The sequence below is a fragment of the Bacillus sp. P4_E1 genome (assembly GCF_056401715.1).
In genome coordinates this window covers 184,221-204,809 of the sequence record NZ_JBFUIV010000007.1, presented here as the reverse complement: position 1 = coordinate 204,809, position 20,589 = coordinate 184,221, and the positions used below count along the sequence as shown (strand labels likewise).

Here is a 20,589-nt window from a genome sequence, read left to right as displayed (position 1 = left end):
ACATAAAAATATTTACAACGTTTGAGGGTATAGTAAGTGTGAGGTGTTGTTTCATGTTCAAAAAAATAGGAGTCATTACTCTTCTCTTCTTTTTATTATCAACAAATGCGTTCGCAAATACAAATAAACAAATTGAAGTATTTGATTGTAAAAAAGAAATGGTCGTTCAAAAACAATCTTTAGATCCAGCTATTCAAAAAGAAGCTGTTCAATATGCTAAATCCATTACTGGCCCGTTCAAAAACTTAAACGTCGTTCCGAAAGATGGACATATGATAAAAATCCCATTATCGAAACCTGTTCCTATTACAAATCAATGGTTACATACAACAATTGATGAAGTACTCATCCTTCTCCCACTTAACGAAAAACCTTACATTATGCTTTACGATGATGAAAATAATCCGCATTTTTATTATGTAAAAGGTAATCCGAAAACTTTATTGAAACAAATGAATGTTAAATTATAATTAATTAAAGATCCCGCAAGTATCATTCGCGGGATCTTTCTTTATCAGTTAACAACTTGATTTTCATTTAAAAAATTAATAATCTGCCTTTTGTGATGGTTATCGTGATCTACGAATTCTTTAATAATATATATTAGAGAGTACGGCATTCCAGTATGAGGACAATATGATACTCCATTGGCAGTTAAATGTTCCTTTAGCTTTCCAATAGACAGTCGGTTAAGCTCTTGAACAAGTAAATCTCTTTTAGCTTGTGCTTCTTCAAGAAGTTTTATCTTAGATATACCTGATTTTGCATAATTAGAGGCTTGTTTATTATATGTATCAAAGTCAGGGAACTCCATTTCCTGTCCATCTCTCACTGATGATAATGTCTCACGTAAAAGATAGTCATCCCAATTCATAATATGAGATACAATCTCACCAATAGTCCATTTCCCCTCTGATATTGGCGCTGTCCACAATTCTTCTTTCATACCTTTCAATGTGGTTATCCACATTGAATAATCTTTAAAATCATTAATAATTTTATTTTCTCCCATCATCTAATCCCCATTCTAATAGTAGATTCAAATAAATTATACCATAAATCTACATATTGTAGAACGAACGTTCTCTTGGAGATCAAATAATAATTCACTACATCCTTTTATCTAAGTTTAGATAATGGCTTGTTCCTACATACATTTTCCCTTTCGCAAATCCACTCGAAGTATAAAATTTATCCCCCTGTTCTGTATCTGTATGTAAGACAACAATAGTAAAATAGATTTTTGCATCGCTTAATTTCCGCCGGTAATCTTTTGCAATATAAAATCTCCTCAATCGGCCAATCTTATTATCTTTCGTATACGGATCTTGATTTAATCCCCCGATTCCAATTAACGTATCCCCTCGAAAGATTCCATATAAACATTCACCTGTTTTACTAAATGTATTTCTTTTACTTTCATATTCATTTATTAGTTTTATTAAGAAGTTAAATCCTTCTTCTTTACTTTCCTGGACAAGGTGATTGACCTCATATTTTAGCAGATCTCCAATTTGTTTTATTTGTATATCTTCCAGCTTAATCTCCCACTTTCTCTATCCAAATGTATCTTTTTGAAAAATAAAAATGCCCAAGAATATATTATCCTGAGCATTCATTTGAATGTGAACTTATTCATTTTGTTATGTACGTATTCTTCAATTCTGGTAATATCCCCTTCAGTTCCATTAAATCATCAATTACTAAATCAGCATGAGCAAGCTCATCTTCTTGTGCAAAATCAAAATTACATCCAATCGCAATTAAACCATTATCTTTTGCCGCATTAATATCCGATAAACGATCCCCAACTACCGCTGCCTCTTTTATATCATACTTCTTCAAAATACATTTAACTAAGTCACCTTTATTTAGCGAGTGTATTTGTTCAATACTGAATATTTCCGTAACCCATTGGTCTAAACCATAATAAGATACGATTGCCTGTAAATATTCCGTTAAACCATTACTAGCAATGTAAATGGAACAGTTATTTTCTTTTATAAAACTAAAAATTCCCTTTACATTCGGATATAAAGCACCATTTCCGTTCTTTATATTTTCAATTAGTCTTTCTAAAAAATATGCATCTGTTTGTTCCCTTACTTCATTAGAATGATTAGGTAATAAAGCTTCCCAAACTTTAGGTAAAGGTACACCCATAATTTCACGATATTTATCAATTGGTGTTATCGTATTCCATAATTGTAGTGACCGTAAATGATCAAATGTATCATCTAGTGATAACTCTAAAATTTTATCTGTTTGAAATAAAGTTCCATCCATATCGAAAATTAGTGCTTGTAACATGATATTCTCTCCCATTCTTTACTTATGAACTACAATACAGCTTTACTCGAAATATTTTTAAGCATCTCAACAATAATTTCTGAACAATAATTCGCTGCAGTTTTCGCGAAATCATCATATGAAACTTGCGCTGAATCATCTGCACTGTCAGAAATGCATCTCAAAACGAGAAACGGTATGTCATTTATATAAGCAACATGTCCAATTGCTGCTCCTTCCATTTCTGTACAATGAGGTGTATATTCAATGACTAATTGCTCCTTTAATTTTGAATCCTCGACGAAGCATTCTCCGCTGACGATTCTTCCTTCATGAACAGTAATATTTAAACTACTACTATTAACAGCTTTTCGGGCTAAATCTCTTAATTCCTCGCTTGCATGAAACGCTTCTTGAAACGGAAATAGATTCTTCATTTGATTTTTATTAACATCATGATGCGTAACATTTGTAGAAATAACTAGATCACCAATTTTCACATCCGGATGTAATCCACCCGCAACACCTGTATTAATGATAGAATTCACATCAAATTTATTAATTAAAATTTGTGTACATGCGGCGGCATTTACCTTTCCTACACCACATCGCGTAATAATAATTTCTGTATCCATGAAGTTTCCTTTATAAAAAGGTATTCCCGCAATAGTATGTTCCTCTTTAATAAGTAGTTTTTCTAATAGTAAGTCTATTTCTATTTGCATTGCTCCGATAATACCGATTCTGTTCATATATGTAGTCCCCTTAATTAATTTGCAAATATTCATCAATATCTTTATGAATTTGCATAAAAGCTTTATTCCAAAATTCATACTCTGTTAGATCAATATCAAAATGTTTTTTCATCAATTCTTCAACTGGGGCCTTTCCTGTTTCTCGTAAAAACTCTTTATACCTCAAATGAAATGCATTTTTATTTTCCTTTGCTATTTCAATTAAACTAAAACTCGCTAAATACCCAAATGTGTATGGATAATTATAAAAAGGAACATCTGCTATATAAAACTGAACGTATTTCATCCAAACAAACGGCTGATATTCTGTTAGTGCATTTCCGTATGCCTTTTCTTGCGCGGCTATAGATAATTTCTCAATTTCATCAGCACTTAAAGGACCTTCCTTGCATTCTACATAAAACTTCTTCTCAAACTGAAACGATGCACGAATTGCCATAACATAATTAAAACTATTTCTTATTTTCCAGCTAAGCAATGACTTTTTCATCTCTACACAATCTGTTGTTTGAATTAAATAATTCATGATTACCGTTTCAAAGAAAATAGACGCTGATTCAGCTGTACTCATTGGCAGATAATCATCTAAAAATGAAGTAGATTGTTCAAGACTCATAACATAAAAATGCCAAGCGTGTCCTAGTTCATGAGCAAGTACTCTTACACTATCAATTGTTCCATCATAACGAAGTGAAATTTTAGTTGTTCTATAGAAAACATAAAGTCTTGTTCATCAGAATATAACCTATATAAATCCCATTGAGTTGGTGTTTGTATAAGGACATTCATTTTAATAACCTCCTATTTTTACAAGCAGTTACAACAAATTAGCACCTACACAATTATATATGAATAAAGAAATTTTTAACATAACTAAAAATTCTGATTTATAATAAATTTAAAAGATGATTTCCGTTAAATACAGAAATCATCTACTTATAGATTTTATTTATCCCCATAATTCGGAAGAAGTTTTTCTAAACAAATTCCACTTACTAGATTTAGGTTATAAATTAAGCAACTGTTTCTTCTTAGCGTTAAATTCCTCTTCTGTAATAACACCTATATCTAATAATTCTTTGAATTTTTTCAACTCATCTGCCACAGATATTACAGGTTTTGAAACCGATTGAGTTTCAGTTGTACTATTTTTTAATGAATCCAAAACTTGATGAACATTGTTATTAATAGCTGTTGCTGAATCTTTTTCTAAAGAAATATTAAATTTTTCTTGCGGTGTATCAATCGTTAAGACTCCAAATAATAATCCTTTTTCAAATGTTATATCATTTATTTTTTCATAAGCCACGGATTTGAACTTTTCACCAGTTAAAGAATTTTGTCCGAACATAATTCTTTTATTAGTAATAGCATATGCGAAATTACGATCATGTTTTGTTGCGGATTCATAATTATGTAAACCGATAAAAGTCATTAAAACTTCTTCGGGTTGCATCAAGTTTTTTTCAAGTACTCCGAAATGTTTTAAACTCCACTTTTCGTTATATCCAGAGCCAAAGTTATTATCAACACAGTATTGATACATTCCTTCAGCAGTTGACATCGGATTTTCAGCAATTTTTTCTGTCCTTGCATCAATTACAGCTTTTCTCTCTTCAATCATTACTTTAATTTCTTCAATTGTAACTTTATTTACAGGCACAACAGTCATGCCACCTGCTGCTTTTAAGCAATCTGGACAAACCCAAGCATTTGATTTTTTTACTTTGTATCGATTCAAACCAACTTTATTATCACAAACGCCACATACCACTTTTAAACTAAAAAAAACCATAATCAACCTCCAAGTTTCAATATGAAAATTCTATTATTTTCAACAATATTTAGTACCCTATTTTATGATTAATACTAAAAGGTTACTAAATTTGCTTGGATTTCATTTATTAATAGAGAAACAAACACTTTATCACTAATTATTCATAGAATCAATACTATATCATCATTTAGAAATAATTACCTCGCAACAAAAAAAGAGAGATTGATCAAAGATCAATCTCTTACTTTACTCTACTTTATTTAAGAAGAACAACGTTAACGCACCAGGTCCTGTATGCGCTCCGATTGCTGCTCCAATTGTATTTACGATAAATACTTCACAGCCGAATCTTTCAGTAATTAATGCTTTTAATGCTTCGGCAGTTTCTAAATCATCACCGTGAGTCATACCGATTGTTTGACCTTTAAGGTCTTTCCCGCGCTCTTCCATAATATCAACAATTCGGCTTAATACTTTCTTTTTCCCTCTTACCTTTTCAAGTGGTACAAGTTTTCCTTCATCCACATTTAAAATTGGCTTAATGTTTAATAAACCACCGATGAAACCGGCTACTTTACTTAAACGTCCACCTCTAACAAGGTACTGTAAGTCAGCTACAGTGAAGATATGTTCCATATGCTCCATTAGAAAAGCTACACGGTTTAATATTTCTTCTTTTGATGCGCCCTCTTTTGCCATTTTTGCAGCCTCTAATACGACAATACCCTGACCGAGTGAGGCACATTTTGTATCGATAATTTCTAAATCTAAATCAGTGTATGTTTCTTTCACTTCTTTTTTAATGAGAACTGACGATTGATATGTACCAGACAATTCAGATGAAAAGGCTAAATATATACAAGGGTTACCTTCTTTTGCATAGGAAACAAATTTTTCTTGGAATGTTTCAAGTGAAGGCAATGACGTTTTATAAACTGCGCCTTCTCTCATTTTTTGCAGTAATGTAACTGATTTTAATGTAACCCCATCTAAATACTCTGTTTCTGCTTCATCATATACACGGAGTGGAATTAAATCAATATCATATGCTTGCAGCAATTCTACCGGTAAATCCGCCGCACTATCCGTAATGATTTTAACACCCATTTTTAAACCTCTATTCTGTTATAAATATAAAAAATATAAAATAAAAATAGTACTTTTAAATTATATACGTAAAACTTAAATGAAGAAAGGAAAAGACTTTATATTGTATGCACTATTCTTCAAAACTTGAACTGCAAATAAAAATGATTTCATTTTAACCTCTTTTTACAAGTTATTACACTGTTTATAATGAGAATATTACATTTTTTCTGAGGGAGGATACATATAAGTATTCAACTAGCTATATATAACGATTTAGAATGAGTTAATAATCATTATGAATCGATAGGATTTGTACCAAGTGATTTAACACGAGACACAGTTGCGATCATTACATATAACAACGAGTATGCAGGTGTTGGACGTTTAGTCCAAATAGATGAAGGTACTATTGAAATGGGTGGAATTTTTATTCTCCCTAAATTTAGAGGTCTACAATTAGCTGGGCAACTCGTTTCATTTTTAGTACAAACTGCAAAAAAATTACAAATACTAAATGTGTATTGTCTTCCTTTCGAGGAACTAGAAAATTTTTATAAAAAATATGGCTATACTGAAGTCGATACTACGAAAGAAGTTGTCCACCCAATTATTCTAAAAAAATATAATTGGTGTTTGGAAAATTACGATAAACATGTTTTACTATTTAAGTTGTAAGTTTTGTAAAAAAGGAGTCAATGCACTTTGTATTACACATCAGATTATACAAGCAATTATCTGTGAATTAGCTTCTTTATTCAAACAACATATACGCCACATTTTATACCCGTTTTTAATAAGTGTTAGCAAGTTCGTTGACAAACTTGTTAGCACCCTTTTAAAACTTAAACCTGAAGAAATTCATACAATTAAGTAACTATCCTAGCTAGCAATAATATCATCCTTCATAAATATTAAAATTAATTCATTGAGGATAAACCGTTTGGAGGATATTCTATACACTGAATGATTTACAAAAGATTACGCATTGATACGCTACGAATAAAAATAATGAGCTAATCAAGGGAATATAATCATTTTTATGTAATTCGCACTTGTACTTCCTGTTCTTGTATCACTTGAATGATTAATTCCAATACAATATTTTGTACTAACTGATACACATTGTCATGAAATGTACTTTGTTCTGATATGTATTCAATACATTGATATATATATCCTTCTACCAATAAGCTCCCTTTTTCAACTGTAAATTTATTTTGTCCATTCTTTTTTACTTTTGGTACTAAAAATTCGGTTTTTGTCAAAATAATCTCCTGTTCCACCTCTTTTATTCCTATGACTTTTTCTGTAAATACCACTTTTTCTCGTAAACTAATTTCACCTTTATATCTTCCTATTTCTATTGGTAGTCTGGCTGTTATATAATTACTTACTTCTCCCCCATTTTCACTCTCTAATATTATGCTGTGAATAGGAATCCATGAAGATGTCTCTACCTTATTCTCTTCATTATTCCCTTTAACTTTTTGATTATATAATTCAACAAGCACTCTCTTTTCATGAAGATTTAAAGAAACTAATTTACAATAAGCCTCCGAATGATACTGTTGCACTGTAGTTAATAACTTAGAATCTAATTCACGCCCCTCCGCATCTTTTTCATTTCGAAATACAAATGCATCTTGATTTTTCACATTTATTTTTGGAAATACTTTAAAGCTAGACACTTCTGAAATAATAGAAAATGGCGTTTTCACTACCATTGAATGCACTGAAGTCTCTATTTTTGATCCTAAACCTATACTTTCTCTCTTTGGTTCAGTTTCTTCACTTTTTTTCTCTGATTCATTTGCTACTTCTACTTTCTCTAATCCAATCACTTTATTTTCTTTTGCTGGTTCAGTCTCTTCACTTTTTTTCTCTGATTCATTTGCTACTTCTACTTTCTCTAATCCAATCACTTTATTTTCTTTTGCTGGTTCAGTCTCYTCACTTTCTTTGTTTGATTCAATTGCTATTTCTTCTTTCTCTGATTCGGTTTCTTCATCTTCTTTTGCTAATTCACTTTTCACCTCGTCTTCCTCTAATCCATTCGCTTTATCTTCTTTTGCTGATCTAGTTTTTTCACTTTCTTTCTCTAATTCATTCGCTTTATCTTCTTTTGTTAATCCAGCTTTTTCACTCTCTTTCTCTATTCCAATTACTTTATCTTCTTTTTTTGACTCTGTTTCTTTACTTTCTTTCTCTAATTTAATTACTTTATCTTCTTTTTTTGATTCAGTTTTTTCACTTTCTTTCTCTATTCCAATTACTTTATCTTCTTTTTTTGACTCTGTTTCTTTACTTTTCTTTTTTTCTCTTATTTCACGTGAATCATCTTGAACATTCAGCATTTTCCATTTGTAAACTTTGTTCCATATTTCTTTACCAACCCATGGCTTATTCATCACCATCCCCCCCTCTGATGTAATTCCTAAAAATATGCTTTTTGTACGCGACCATTTCATCATTATATATGTTTTATAATAATAAAAAAGACATTGTCTTTTTAATAAAGACAATGCTTTTTTAATTTTATACCTGTACTTGTTGTACTTGTAAAACTTTTAAAGTAAGGTCTAGTACAATTTTTTCACGAAGAGTTCCAAATGGCTCGTTTAATTCTGTTGGACAAGGTGAAAAGTCTAATTCAAAAAATTGAGCGCTTACTAATTCACAATATGGTTGTTCATTATAAAACACTGTATTTTCGAAGAAGTATTTGTCTAAACGTGGTAAATCACCATTTTTAGGATTAATAAAGTGAGATGTAGTATCTGAAGAAGAAGCTACTATAGCTTGTGATAGAAAATCTGCTGCTGTTAAATCTGCAAAACCAGAAAATGGAACATTTGCAATACGATCATATAGCACTCCATTACACTCATCATTTGCATATTCAATATTTTTACGAATATATCCTTGTACAAATAATTTTGCTCTTGTAACTCGGCGGTAATTTGTACCTGGTACTGGAGTAAATGCTACAGGAACTAACTTACATTGTGTTAAAAATACATTTTTTAAGATACGTTTAATTTCAACTGCTGGAGGATCTAATGAAATATCAGATTCTACAACAATTTGAATTGTTCTTTCTGCTAATACAACTGGTATTTTTACAATCGGTGCTCCTGGAGTAAGAATTGGTGTTGCAGCTGCATCACTTAATGGCGTTTGAGTTTGTCCATCTACCTGACATGGTACATTAATTGGGCATTGTTCGCTCATATTTTATAATCTCCTTTATACAATATTTTGGAGTTTTTTAACTCTCTATACTGTATATGTATCTCTTCTATTAATGCGTGGGTTTGTATAATAGTTACTTTCATCATTTACAAAAAAATAGCAAATTTATTGTTAGTTAAACACACATAACTTAATATATTAAGCCTTTATGATTATCTACCTATATAAAAAGAGAATTTCTGAACCCTCATCGTGGAAGTAGGAACTGATGTGTTAATTATATTCACTAGTAATAGAAGAAAAATCAATATTAGTATCACTCTACTGTTGAAAAAAATAAAAACCGACTAAAAAAAGTCGGTTTTTATACCCAAATTTTTGCGGAATCCCTTCATCCTTATCATTAATATCATTGTTTTATTCTCAAATTTTTCACTAAAATTTATCAACTCTTCTTAGGAAACCAATCTTGTCGTCATTCTTTTCCCTTAATTTCATTTATTAACATCTCTTTTAATACCTTTTTATCTTTGGATAGTTTAGTTTTTGTTTGCAATTATAAAAAATAAGACTACTAAACGTTAATTTACTAGTCTTATGACGTTGTACAATCCGTACACGCTCCCGTTCATTCACTTATTATTTACAAAATAAGTATCATATGCCTTATCAAAAACATACCCTAGCTTTTCTGCTAATTTGACAGAAGTACTATTCGCTGCGTCCCAGTTTGGATACCTCCCCTTTTCTAAACAATCCAATATTAAGGTCGCACAAACTACAGTTGCCAATCCCTTTCTTCTATGATCAAGATCAGTAGCAACTTCAATTTCAATACCATCATTATAAATACTATATGATGATGCACCGCATACGACTTCTCCATTATACAAAATGCTATAACCTATACCTCGATTTACATAATCATCTATTGATCGAAATTGACTTGTAAAATCTTCAGAAACGTTGTGTAATGTTGGATTATTTGCGATATGCTCATCTATTTTTCTTAATTCATATCCTTTTGGAAGTGCAGTTATAAAAGATTGTAATTTTGAGCGATTAAACACTTCTGCATTTCTTTTAAATTTATATCGTAAAAACTTATCTATTTTTCTTTCATGGAATGTTTCTAAACGCTTTTTCCATTGATCACTATTTACGATTACTAAAATTCTTTCAGGGATGTTACGTAATAACTCTTCTGTCTCTTTTGCATTTGGATCCCCAGCGTAAAATGTGAAAATCCCTACCGTAATTTGCGCTACTGTCGGGTTTTCAAGATCGTTCACCCAGGCATTGCCCATATGTCCTTGTAAATAAGAAAGTAGAACAACATTATTAAAATCCTCGAACATAGAAACTAATTTTTTTCTTGTATGTATTTTTGCCTCATATATCATTTACATTCCCGCTTTCTTTAAAATCAACTAGACTCAACATTTTCATGAGTTAACTTTTATTAGTATTCTTATACACACTTATTTATTATCTAAGTAAATGTCTATGAAACTCAACTCTCAAATATCAAATAATTATAAATTATACGTAAATTCAATTTTATTATAACATCTAATTTCATTGAAATGATTTACCAATCAAGAATTGCTATTTTCAGATTCATTTTAGTCCTCATATCTCATTTTCTATTTACAGGTAAAAACATTATTATTCACAAATAATAGATAGCATTAGGACCATACCACATAGCTATCCACTCAATTAATACATTGTTTCCCAAAACGAAAAATTTGTAATTCCTCAATATAAAAATACATACATCCCAATATTCTAATAAAAACTATTTGTTGATAAATTTTTGCATGTATACCAAATCAAGATAAATAACTGTAAGATTGATTTGTAAATAAGCTTATTAAGGGGGATTATAAAATGTCTGATTTGTATTCTCGTCTTTCAAAAAGTGATGCCGCGGTTCTTCTAGTGGATCATCAAACAGGTCTTATTTCCAGTCTAGTGCGTGACTATGGTGTTGATGAATTCAAGAATAATGTTTTAGCTCTTGCGAATACCGCTAAGTTTTTTGATTTACCTGTTATTTTAACAACTAGCTTCGAAGACGGTCCTAATGGTCCACTCATGCAGCAATTAATCGAACTATTTCCAAATGCGCCTAAAATAGCGCGTCCTGGACAAATTAACGCGTGGGACAATGATGAATTTGTAAAAGCTATTGAAGCAACGGGTAAAAAACAGTTAATTATCGCAGGTGTCGTTACTGATGTTTGTGTTGCGTTCCCAGCTCTATCAGCTATAAATGCAGGGTACGAGGTATTTGTTGTAACGGATGCATCTGGAACTTTTAGTAAACAAGTTGCTGATGCCGCTCTTATGCGTATGGCTCATGGAGGGGTGCAACTAATGAACTGGTTTAGCGTTGCAGCAGAATTACAGCGTGACTGGCGAAATGATGTTGAAGGTTTCGGAGCTTTACTTGCTAAGCATCTTCCAAGTTATCAAAATATCATTGGAAGCTATATGGGGGCTCAAAGAGAGCTTAGCAAGTAAAATCTTAATATAAAATCAGAATTGGTATTGTATTTTCGTTAACTTGATGGCGATATATGGTAACAATGATGACTAATTATTCCTAATAAAATTCACTCCCCAAAAAACTTACAGCAGGTATTCACATAATTAAAAAARGGGCTGTCGTAGCAGCCCTTTTTTTAATTATTTTACTAATATTGTATAATCGCCTACTCCACCGCTATATTTATTTACACTTAAATAAATATCCCCTGCAATTGACTTCTTTCATATTTTGTTGCGTAAGCAGGGTACCTAATTTGCATGTTTATGGCAGTGACGCATTAAGGAATAACACGTATCAATTGATAGTACAAACCAGCCTATTTCCCGCTACTACGGCCTATACAGTATAGAAAACAATAAATACCTTTACTTTCATTAGTGTATCTAAAGAGAAGCTAAAAAATTTCCGATTCCACACAATAAATAGCTAAATTCAAATGTAACAATATTTAATTTAATCATTTTTATGTAAAAACCCTCATTATAGTGTACGAGGGTTAATTACGATAAATACGTTATAACTCCTTCTTAGAAATGTAAGATTCCGTCTCACCATTTTTATATTTTCTAGTTAACTTAATAATTGAATTGTACATCATACTATTGTCGTTAATAATCTCTTTTTTCATCTCTTCTATTTCGGCATTTCCAGTTCCACTCTCTATTTTTAAACAGTTTGAAATGTTGAGGTATCCATTTGATGCGAAAAGAATGATAAACGTAATATCAGGGAAGTTAATAAACAGTAATCCAAATTTCAATGGATTTCCAGTTATATCCGATAAGATTAATCGAAAATCTAACAGTTCAGGTACCGGAACGAAATCTTTAGAAACAATCGCTTCACCTACTATAGTAATTTGCTTTACTACATTCCCAAGCTCATCTACAAATTCAATACATCTAGGTGGATCAATCGTTGTTGCCTGTAAAGATAAACTTAATTCAGGATTATTAAAATCGAAGAATAGTGTACTTCCCTCATTTAAACAATGTGGACAAACATTTCCAAGTAAACTGAATTCATCTTCAATAAATTTAACTTTCGTTTTACAACTACAAACTTTCCCTATTCGAATCGCATCAATTCTTGAACAATCTACAAATATTACCTCACTGTCTTCTTGTGCAAACGACACTATACCTTTTATCTCATTAAATGAAATAAAATAGGATACAACTATTTCGTTTCCGTCTATTACGATACTCTCAACCCTAGAATAAGGATGTAAACTTTTCAAAAATTCACATATACTATTTTGACAACATTGACAATCACGTTTCGGCTCACAATCCACTGATTCTCCATTCCTTTCCTATATGTTTTACCTAATAAATATAATATGAAAGGTATGTAAGAAAAGCTTGGACAATATAACTCTAATATTAGTCTAGATAAGTATACAGACATATGCCTGTCAAATTAAGAAACTCATCGTTCCTCAAATAAGTAATAAAATATATTTTTCACTATAAATGCATATAACAATTTCATCTTTCAACAAAAAAGCGTTATAATAAAGTGAAACTTCTATTAGCGGGGAGCTTTATCTCCTACTAATGGTTAGCCCTCACCAATCGGGCTCTTACGGGCAGTTATCTCCTGCCGTCCTCATCATTTGCTTCTTCACCTTGAGGCGGGAGTCTACTGCTCGTTATTGCGGGATGAATTGCAGCCTCTAAGATTACGTAATAAAGGAGATTAAAACAATGACTAAAATTAAAGTATATCAAGTAAAAGAAGAAAATATGGAAGCAGTAAAAAACATCATTGATGTTGAGGAACAAAACCCAACTGCTGAGAACTTACAAAATCTATATACATGTGTATTAGATACTGAAGATATGGCATTACCTGAATCATACGTTGAAGAAGATATCTTAATTGATTCTATGGAAGTTATGGTTAACGCTTCTCAAAGCAAGCTAAGAGACTTAGGTACATATGATGTAATTGAAGTTCAAAACAAAGGTAAGAAAACACAAATTTTATTATTAGCAGACGAAGAATACGAAATTATCGAAGGCTAATTCGACTCCGTACATAAGAAAAAGCTCCTTTCAAAATTGAAAGGAGCTTTTTCTTTATGCTTTTGATGTTTCACTTTTCACCTTGTTTTGTTCTTTTTTATATACCATGCGCTCATTTCCCATAAAGAAAACGAATACGAACGCTAAACTTGCGGGGACTAACGCCCACATAAATGTCTGAACGATTGAACTAGAGAGAGCTTCAATAATTTTATCTAATATTTGCGGCGGAATTTGAGATCTTGCCGATTCTGATAGAATAGCTCTTGAATCTCCTAAAGCGTTTGTATTCATTCCCCCGCTCATACCTTTAAACGATTCTTCTAATTGATCCTGGAAACCAGTTCTTTGAATCATTCCGAAGATTGTAATACCAAGTGTCATACCTAATGAACGAATGAAGTTACTCGTTGAAGTCGCAGAACCGCGTTGCTCCATACCGAAGTTATGAATAGCAGCCATACTTAGTACAGAGAATGAGAAACCAACTCCAAAACCGATAATAACCATATAAATTGTTAATAATATACGACTTGTTTCTGGCATTAATGTACTTAATAAGAATAATCCGATTAGCATAATTACAGCAGAAATAATCATAATGTTTCGGTAGCTAAGTTTCGATGTTAAAAATCCACCTAACTGCGCTGTTACTACTGATCCTAACATCATTGGTAATAACAATAATCCTGAGTTTGTTGCGGTACCACCGTATACGCCTTGAATAAATAACGGAATGTACACAGTTGCTGACATAAATGCCGCCCCGTAACATAAGGCAATAATTGTACTCATTCCGAATAGACGTTGTTTAAACATCTCAAATGAAATGATTGGTTCTTCTACTTTTCGTTCAATAACAATAAAAGCAATTACTAAAATAGCGAACCCAGCAAATAAACTTAAAATAAAGCTAGAATCCCAATCATACTTTTGTCCGCCTAATTCTAAGGCGAACATTAAACAAACTACTGCACCAACTAAAGTAATTGCGCCAAACCAATCAATCTTTTGTTCTCTATGAACTCGTGACTCTTTATAAAATAATGTAATAAAAATAAGTGCTAAAATTCCAAGTGGTAAGTTAATATAAAACACCCAGTGCCAGCTAATATAATCCGTAATATATGCGCCAAGTAATGGCCCGAAAATACTTGATAAACCAAATACTGCTCCGAATAAACCACCCATTTTCCCGCGCTTTTCTGGAGGGAAAATATCAAAAACGATAGTAAATGCGATTGGCACTAGTGCCCCGCCGCCAATACCTTGAATGGCACGATAAATACCTAACTGTGTAATATTTTCAGCAGTTCCACAAAGTGCCGAACCAATCATAAAGACGATTAAACCGAAAATAAAGAATCTCTTTCTACCATACATATCTGATAGTTTACCGAAAATCGGCATACCTGCCATTTCTGCGACCATATAGGCAGAAACGACCCATACAAAGTTTTCAAGGCCTCCTAAATCACCAACGATTGTTCCCATCGCTGTTACGACAATGGTATTATCCATTGATGCCATTAAAATCCCTAGCAATAAGCCCGCCACAACAAAACCGAGCTTATTATTCTTCTCAACCATAACCTTGCTCTCCCTCATACTACTTATATTTGTTTATGTTCTTTTACGACTGCATTACCTTTCTGATTAAAACTAGTGTGATATTCTACTACACTAATTTCACAGCCAGGGCCAATTATAACATGATTTCCTCTTACTACGTCTGCTATTGTATGTTCTAAATAAATATCATCCCCTTCAATAATTGATGTTTGAAGGCTTCCTGCATGACTTGTAAAAGGAATAAATCTCGCTTTTTTACGTACTGTAATCTTTTTCCCACCGATTTCTCTCACTTTACTTCCTTCATAACGGAGTGAGATTTCAATATTTTCAGCATTAAGCAAACCATCACTTTCAAGACCACCAGTTAGTAATAATTCCTCTACTTCTATATCTCCCTTTACATTTAAAGCACCTTTCACATCTACGAAATCACCGGATAGCTTCCCTTTAAATTCTATCATACCTCTAACTTTTGTTTTATTAATTTGTCCGTCGCCTTGTACTTGGGCATTGCCATATACTTTTACATATTCCGCCTCCATATTCCCCTGTACTTCACTATCTCCATACACGACATAATTTTTCGCTTTCATATTGCCACGTACTTCACTCGTACCATACGTTTTAAAATCATTACAACTCATATGATTAGAGATTGTTCCTTCGCCGCGTATCTTTACTTTGTTATAATCTCCACCTGCTGAGCTACCTGATCCATTTACAGTAAGACTATGTTGATTTTCCATACCGATTCCTCTCTCCCTTTTAAACTTAAACTTGCTTAATTTCTTTTACATTTGCGCTTTTATCAACAGTAAGAACCCCAGTATATTCAATTAGTTCAATCTCACAGTTCGGCCCTACAGTAACATTGTTTCCCCTTACTGTTTTAATGTGAGCATAATCAATATCGATATTGTCACCTTCTAGCAGTTCAGCTTCTAACTGTAAGCCAAATACTGTTTTAAATAGTCTACTAAAAGCACTCAATCTATGTTTTACTTTAATGGTTTGGCCACCAATTTCTTTCGCTCTACATGTACCATGAATATTTATATTAATTTCATCTGCGCTTAATAATCCACCAACTGTAAATTGCCCTTCTGAAGAAAAAATATCAACTTCACAATTACCATCAATCGTCGCTTGACCATTGATTTTAAATTCTTCACCAGTTACATTACCACCTATCGTCCCTTTTCCTGCAATTTTTAAAGTGGTCGCCTTTACATCTTGTGTAATTGTCCCTTTCCCATCGATTCGCATCATCTCTGCACTAACTGTACCCTCAACTTTACCTGATCCGCTAATTCTCGCATCGCTACTTTTCAAATCACCAGTAACAATTCCGTAACCATTACATTCAAATTGGTCGCACTCAACGTTTCCATTAACAGTTCCTTTTCCATTTAGTTGCACTTTATGAAACTCTCCACCGTTTGATGAACCATATCCGTTTATAATTAAATTTTCTGTACGCATTATTTCTCCTCCACTACAACAGTTTAGTTTTTAATGCTTCGGTATATTTCATAATTGCTACACGTAAAACAATCTTTGTTCCCTTTTCAAAAATTAAATCCTCAACGCTTGATACTAAGAAGCATGTAGAAATCCCTAACTTCCGAATAATAACTAAGTCACAATTTTTATGTTTAATCGATTCATAATTTTCACGTAAAACTTGTAAAACCATTTTCCCTTCTTCTAAGCTAACGTCTCCTGATTGAAGAAGTTCTTCTAACACGTATACATAAAGAATATCTGCAAATTGAAAATCTGCCGTTTTGTTCGTTTGCTCCATGAAAAATTGTAAAACAGGTTCTGATGTAATTTCTTTACGAATGAGATCTTCCTTTGCTAAAAGAATCTCTGTTACGCTTGGTGAAAACATATTTGCCAATTCATCAAGCGATAGATCCTCTTTCATCGTTTGAATTTTATCAATACGCTCTAATATCTTTTCTTTCGGAAAAAATGTTTCCTGACCTGTGAACGTTGACTTCCGTACAAACCAATCTTCCGGTATTAAATTTTTTCTCTTCCACCTATATAACTGTCCGTATGAAATACCAGTTAACTCTAATAAATCTTTTTTTGAAATTAAATTTGTAATCAACTGTATATCACTCCTTCCTAATAACAATGTAACGTAACACTGTTACGCTGTAAATGGACTTTTATAACATGTAGCGTAACAATGTGCAAAACAAACTTCATTTCCATACAAAAAAGGTTCTTACACATCTTACTAAAATGCATAAGAACCTTTATATATCAAGGCTTAAACCATATTTGATAAAAATCGATCCAACCTTGTGGATTAATCATTATATTTTGCACTTTTTCGTGTGAACTTACTTGCTGTTTGTTACGATATAAAGGAATAATATGAATTTGACGTAACAATGTGTCTTCAATATCGTGTAACAGTGTCATCCGTTTCTCTAATTGATTCTCTATAAAATAAGACTGCAATACTTCGTTAAATTTTATATTGCTATGCTGATGAATAAAGCTGTTTTTTGTAAGAAACATATATAGTAAACTTTCTCCAATACGCTCACTAATTGTCGCACTATCATGTATTATATCAGCCTTTTGTATCGTACTTGCTTGCAATAACTCTTTTGTTTCAAGAAAAACGACTTCAATAGTGACGCCATACTTCGCACACTCTTTTTGTATCCAATATGAGTCTTCAACATGATCTTGTTCTGTAAATGTATATAGTCGCAGTGTTTCATTACGGTAAGAGCTCTCTTTAATAAGCGTATATATGTCCTCATTTATATGTATAGTGCCACCCTTTGTTAGAACCAATTCTTCTGCTATTTCTCCGCGCGCTCCTTGCAATTCCTCGATAAGTGCATTGCTATGAATGATTTTATATAGAGCTTTCCGAAACATCGTGTTTTGCATAGGTCCTTCTTTTGCGGTATTTAATGTAATGTATGTTACATTCGACTCAAGTCTAGTTAGTTCTTTATGATGCTTTTCTATATTGTTATAGTGTGCTTTCGCTAAAATATCGCACGTATTTACGCTGTTCTCTACATTCCATAATTCAATTCGATCGAGAAATGGTCGCTCGCGAAAATATAAATCATTTGCTTCTAATACGAATACATCCTCATTCTTTTCACATAATCGAAACGGTCCAGTACCGATTAACCTTCCATCTCCATCTTCATTTACAATAGAACACTGTTCTGTACTTAAAGCATGTAAAAACAGCTTATTATCTGTAGATAAACGAATCTGCACAATGTAGTCATCAAGAATATGTAAACTTTCAACGTGCTGTAACATCCACGCATGCGGATTATTTTTCGCTTTCAAGAATCGTTTAAATGTATGTACAACGTCATAAGCAGTAAATTCTTTCCTGTTATGAAACTGAACACCTTTTCGTAAGTAGAAGGTCCATATATATTTCTGGTCATCATATTCCCAATAAAACGCAAGTCTTGGCTCTACACTGTTTGTATTTCCGTCTATATACACTAACGTGTCGTATATATGTTTTACCATATGACATTCCGAACGCATCGTAGCGTATACAGGATCTAATGCAATATCTAGATTCATTTGGACTTGCAAACGTAGCACATCTCTTCTCCCTTTAGATGTCCTTTCGACTTGATAACCGAATATCGAATCAATCCACGTTTGAAATTGCGTTTGAAGTGATGGAAAATACGAGCTATATCTTTCAATAAATGCACTTCCACTTTTTACGTCCCCTTGTTTCGTTATTTCTTTTCCTCTTTCTAAAATTAAAGAAAGTGGATGTTTTTGAAATAACAACTTTGAACGATTTCCTCTCCCTCGGCCTGGAAACCACATAATCCAATTAAATTCTTCTAATTTTTTTATGATTAATTTACTATTTCGCTCTGTACAAAATAAAGTTTCAGATATATTTTGTATTGTTATTTCTAATTGTTCTCCCTCTGCTCTCCCATTTCCATGCTGGAGCCACAGGTGCATATATTGCTCCAAAATAATCATAAAACGCCCCCTAAAAGATGAAAAATCTTCCTCTTTCATTCTACCCTTTTTCATTTCTGGCTTCCATCTTATCATTTCAATATAGAAAGGAGGAAATAAAAATGAAGTATCTTTTAAAACGTTATAATAAGCCTATTCTCATTCGATTGTTCGGTGAATTGTTAGTCCGAACGACTGAATCGATGTTAGCTATCATTTTTATTGTTCACGTTAATAAAGCGTTAAATGGTAATGTCATCGTTACAATGCTTCTTTTCGGATTACAGCCTCTCGCTGATATTGTGTTTACATTAATCGCTGGGGGTGTAACAGATAAATACGGCCGAAAGAAAATAATGTTACTCGGATTACTTTTACAAGCTTTTGCCGTAAGCGGATTCGTTTTTGCTGAATCGGTCGCCTTTTTCGCCTTATTGTATGTAGTAAATGGTATTGGACGCTCTTTATATATTCCGGCACAGCGAGCACAAATCGCTGACTTAACGAAGGAAGAACAACAGGCAGAAATATTTGCTGTTCTGCATACTACGGGAGCAATCGGCTCTGTAATTGGCCCATTAATCGGCGCCTTTTTCTATACTAGTCACCCTGAGTATTTATTTATTTTGCAAGGTGTAGCCCTTACGCTATATGCTATTCTCGTTTGGACGCAGCTTCCTGAAACAGCTCCACTCATGAAAAACGTTAATAAAACTAAAGAAGTATATTCGCCAAAACAATTTATTTCAAAGCATTACGCTGTGTTTGGACTTATGGTTTCTACGCTACCGATTAGTTTTTTCTACGCCCAAACCGAATCAAATTATCGTATATTCGCCGAAAGTGTATTTCCAAATTTTTTATTCATACTCGTATTTATCTCAACTTGTAAAGCTGTCATGGAAGTGATTCTCCAAATTTCCCTTGTGAAATGGTCTGAACAGTTTTCTATGCCTAAAATCATTGTTATTTCCTATACTTGCTATACGTTAGCTGCGATTGGCTACGGTTATTCCACAACAATATGGTCATTATTCTTCACATTGCTCTTTTTAGTAATTGGGCAAAGTATAGCTTTGAATCACTTACTACGATTCGTTTCACAAATCGCTCCAAGTCATAGACGCGGATTATATTTTTCTATATACGGTATACATTGGGATATTTCAAGAACTTGTGGGCCTTTTGTAGGTGCATTGTTATTAAGTAAATTAAGCGGTAGTACTCTATTTTATATTTGTGCCTTCTTATTAATAATCGGTGGTATCATTCAAGCTTTTTTTGTTCAATCGTTAGAAAGAAACAAAACAAAAGAGCTGTCCCTATAGGAAC

The 20,589-nt window shown here is 32.6% G+C and carries 21 protein-coding genes and 1 pseudogene; 5 read left to right on the top strand and 17 right to left on the bottom strand.

Going from position 1 to position 20,589, the window contains the following annotated elements:
• Window positions 1–53 precede the first annotated feature (53 nt).
• Complete coding sequence (locus AC1DS7_RS12565) at window positions 54–470, top strand: hypothetical protein (RefSeq protein ID WP_012261104.1); 417 nt, start codon at window positions 54–56, stop codon at window positions 468–470.
• 44 nt (window positions 471–514) lie between these two features.
• Here AC1DS7_RS12565 and AC1DS7_RS12560 read toward each other — a convergent pair whose 3' ends face one another.
• The 8 genes and pseudogenes from AC1DS7_RS12560 to AC1DS7_RS12525 all read right to left on the bottom strand — a co-directional run bounded on the left by AC1DS7_RS12560 (window position 515) and on the right by AC1DS7_RS12525 (window position 5,928).
• A complete protein-coding gene (locus AC1DS7_RS12560; RefSeq protein ID WP_016101239.1) occupies window positions 515–1,012 on the bottom strand; it encodes a DinB family protein in 498 nt (165 codons plus the stop codon).
• 97 nt (window positions 1,013–1,109) lie between these two features.
• Entirely contained in the window at window positions 1,110–1,538 is a 429-nt protein-coding gene (locus AC1DS7_RS12555) for a GNAT family N-acetyltransferase (protein ID WP_195743473.1), read from the bottom strand.
• A 97-nt stretch (window positions 1,539–1,635) separates the two neighbouring features.
• A complete protein-coding gene (locus AC1DS7_RS12550; protein ID WP_016101238.1) occupies window positions 1,636–2,310 on the bottom strand; it encodes an HAD family hydrolase in 675 nt (224 codons plus the stop codon).
• 29 nt (window positions 2,311–2,339) lie between these two features.
• Entirely contained in the window at window positions 2,340–3,041 is a 702-nt protein-coding gene (locus AC1DS7_RS12545) for a 5'-methylthioadenosine/adenosylhomocysteine nucleosidase (protein WP_012261108.1), read from the bottom strand.
• A gap of 13 nt (window positions 3,042–3,054) precedes the next feature.
• Window positions 3,055–3,753, bottom strand: a pseudogene (locus AC1DS7_RS12540) (M3 family metallopeptidase); the annotation flags it as partial.
• On the bottom strand, window positions 3,705–3,833 hold the full coding sequence (locus tag AC1DS7_RS12535) for a hypothetical protein (RefSeq protein ID WP_016101236.1): 129 nt from the start codon (window positions 3,831–3,833) through the stop codon (window positions 3,705–3,707). The pseudogene AC1DS7_RS12540 and the gene AC1DS7_RS12535, both read right to left, overlap by 49 nt.
• Before the next feature lie 217 nt (window positions 3,834–4,050).
• On the bottom strand, window positions 4,051–4,839 hold the full coding sequence (locus AC1DS7_RS12530) for a PH domain-containing protein (protein WP_476999011.1): 789 nt from the start codon (window positions 4,837–4,839) through the stop codon (window positions 4,051–4,053).
• Between the two features lie 228 nt (window positions 4,840–5,067).
• A complete protein-coding gene (locus AC1DS7_RS12525; protein ID WP_016101234.1) occupies window positions 5,068–5,928 on the bottom strand; it encodes a DegV family protein in 861 nt (286 codons plus the stop codon).
• 285 nt (window positions 5,929–6,213) lie between these two features.
• On the opposite strand from AC1DS7_RS12525, the gene AC1DS7_RS12520 reads away from it, so the two are divergent.
• On the top strand, window positions 6,214–6,585 hold the full coding sequence (locus AC1DS7_RS12520) for a GNAT family N-acetyltransferase (protein ID WP_227590936.1): 372 nt from the start codon (window positions 6,214–6,216) through the stop codon (window positions 6,583–6,585).
• 362 nt (window positions 6,586–6,947) lie between these two features.
• Here the strand turns inward: AC1DS7_RS12520 and AC1DS7_RS12515 are convergent, their stop codons facing one another.
• The 3 genes from AC1DS7_RS12515 to AC1DS7_RS12505 all read right to left on the bottom strand — a co-directional run bounded on the left by AC1DS7_RS12515 (window position 6,948) and on the right by AC1DS7_RS12505 (window position 10,505).
• The gene (locus tag AC1DS7_RS12515; protein ID WP_476999010.1) at window positions 6,948–8,318 is read right to left on the bottom strand and encodes a BC_2427 family protein; all 1,371 of its coding nucleotides are present in this window, start codon (window positions 8,316–8,318) and stop codon (window positions 6,948–6,950) included.
• 127 nt (window positions 8,319–8,445) lie between these two features.
• Window positions 8,446–9,141, bottom strand: a complete 696-nt coding sequence (locus tag AC1DS7_RS12510) for a CsxC family protein (protein ID WP_002142145.1) — start codon at window positions 9,139–9,141, stop codon at window positions 8,446–8,448.
• Between the two features lie 593 nt (window positions 9,142–9,734).
• Window positions 9,735–10,505 (bottom strand): GNAT family N-acetyltransferase, encoded by a 771-nt coding sequence (locus AC1DS7_RS12505; RefSeq protein WP_002013350.1) that lies wholly within the window; start codon window positions 10,503–10,505, stop codon window positions 9,735–9,737.
• Window positions 10,506–10,995: 490 nt separating this feature from the next.
• Here AC1DS7_RS12505 and ycaC point away from each other — a divergent pair, with 490 nt between their 5' ends.
• Window positions 10,996–11,631 carry an isochorismate family cysteine hydrolase YcaC gene (ycaC, locus tag AC1DS7_RS12500; protein ID WP_002192841.1) on the top strand — a complete coding sequence of 212 codons (636 nt, stop codon included), beginning with the start codon at window positions 10,996–10,998 and terminating at the stop codon, window positions 11,629–11,631.
• A gap of 542 nt (window positions 11,632–12,173) precedes the next feature.
• On the opposite strand, the gene AC1DS7_RS12495 is transcribed toward ycaC, so the two are convergent.
• Window positions 12,174–12,956, bottom strand: coding sequence for a BC_2878 family exosporium-associated protein (locus AC1DS7_RS12495; protein WP_476999009.1), 783 nt, complete (start codon window positions 12,954–12,956; stop codon window positions 12,174–12,176).
• 412 nt (window positions 12,957–13,368) lie between these two features.
• Here AC1DS7_RS12495 and AC1DS7_RS12490 point away from each other — a divergent pair, with 412 nt between their 5' ends.
• Window positions 13,369–13,689 (top strand): hypothetical protein, encoded by a 321-nt coding sequence (locus tag AC1DS7_RS12490; RefSeq protein ID WP_002032538.1) that lies wholly within the window; start codon window positions 13,369–13,371, stop codon window positions 13,687–13,689.
• A gap of 54 nt (window positions 13,690–13,743) precedes the next feature.
• On the opposite strand, the gene AC1DS7_RS12485 is transcribed toward AC1DS7_RS12490, so the two are convergent.
• From AC1DS7_RS12485 to AC1DS7_RS12465, 5 genes are all read right to left on the bottom strand, one after another.
• Window positions 13,744–15,279: an MDR family MFS transporter gene (locus AC1DS7_RS12485; RefSeq protein ID WP_476999008.1), complete on the bottom strand. Its 1,536-nt coding sequence runs from the start codon at window positions 15,277–15,279 to the stop codon at window positions 13,744–13,746.
• 23 nt (window positions 15,280–15,302) lie between these two features.
• Window positions 15,303–16,010: a polymer-forming cytoskeletal protein gene (locus AC1DS7_RS12480; RefSeq protein ID WP_016101229.1), complete on the bottom strand. Its 708-nt coding sequence runs from the start codon at window positions 16,008–16,010 to the stop codon at window positions 15,303–15,305.
• Between the two features lie 25 nt (window positions 16,011–16,035).
• Complete coding sequence (locus AC1DS7_RS12475; protein ID WP_002189907.1) at window positions 16,036–16,746, bottom strand: bactofilin family protein; 711 nt, start codon at window positions 16,744–16,746, stop codon at window positions 16,036–16,038.
• A 13-nt stretch (window positions 16,747–16,759) separates the two neighbouring features.
• Entirely contained in the window at window positions 16,760–17,383 is a 624-nt protein-coding gene (locus tag AC1DS7_RS12470; protein ID WP_061690258.1) for a YhbD family protein, read from the bottom strand.
• Between the two features lie 158 nt (window positions 17,384–17,541).
• Window positions 17,542–19,317, bottom strand: a complete 1,776-nt coding sequence (locus AC1DS7_RS12465) for an ABC transporter substrate-binding protein (RefSeq protein WP_476999020.1) — start codon at window positions 19,315–19,317, stop codon at window positions 17,542–17,544.
• A 62-nt stretch (window positions 19,318–19,379) separates the two neighbouring features.
• Here AC1DS7_RS12465 and AC1DS7_RS12460 point away from each other — a divergent pair, with 62 nt between their 5' ends.
• Window positions 19,380–20,585, top strand: a complete 1,206-nt coding sequence (locus AC1DS7_RS12460) for an MDR family MFS transporter (RefSeq protein WP_215588255.1) — start codon at window positions 19,380–19,382, stop codon at window positions 20,583–20,585.
• Window positions 20,586–20,589: the final 4 nt, after the last annotated feature.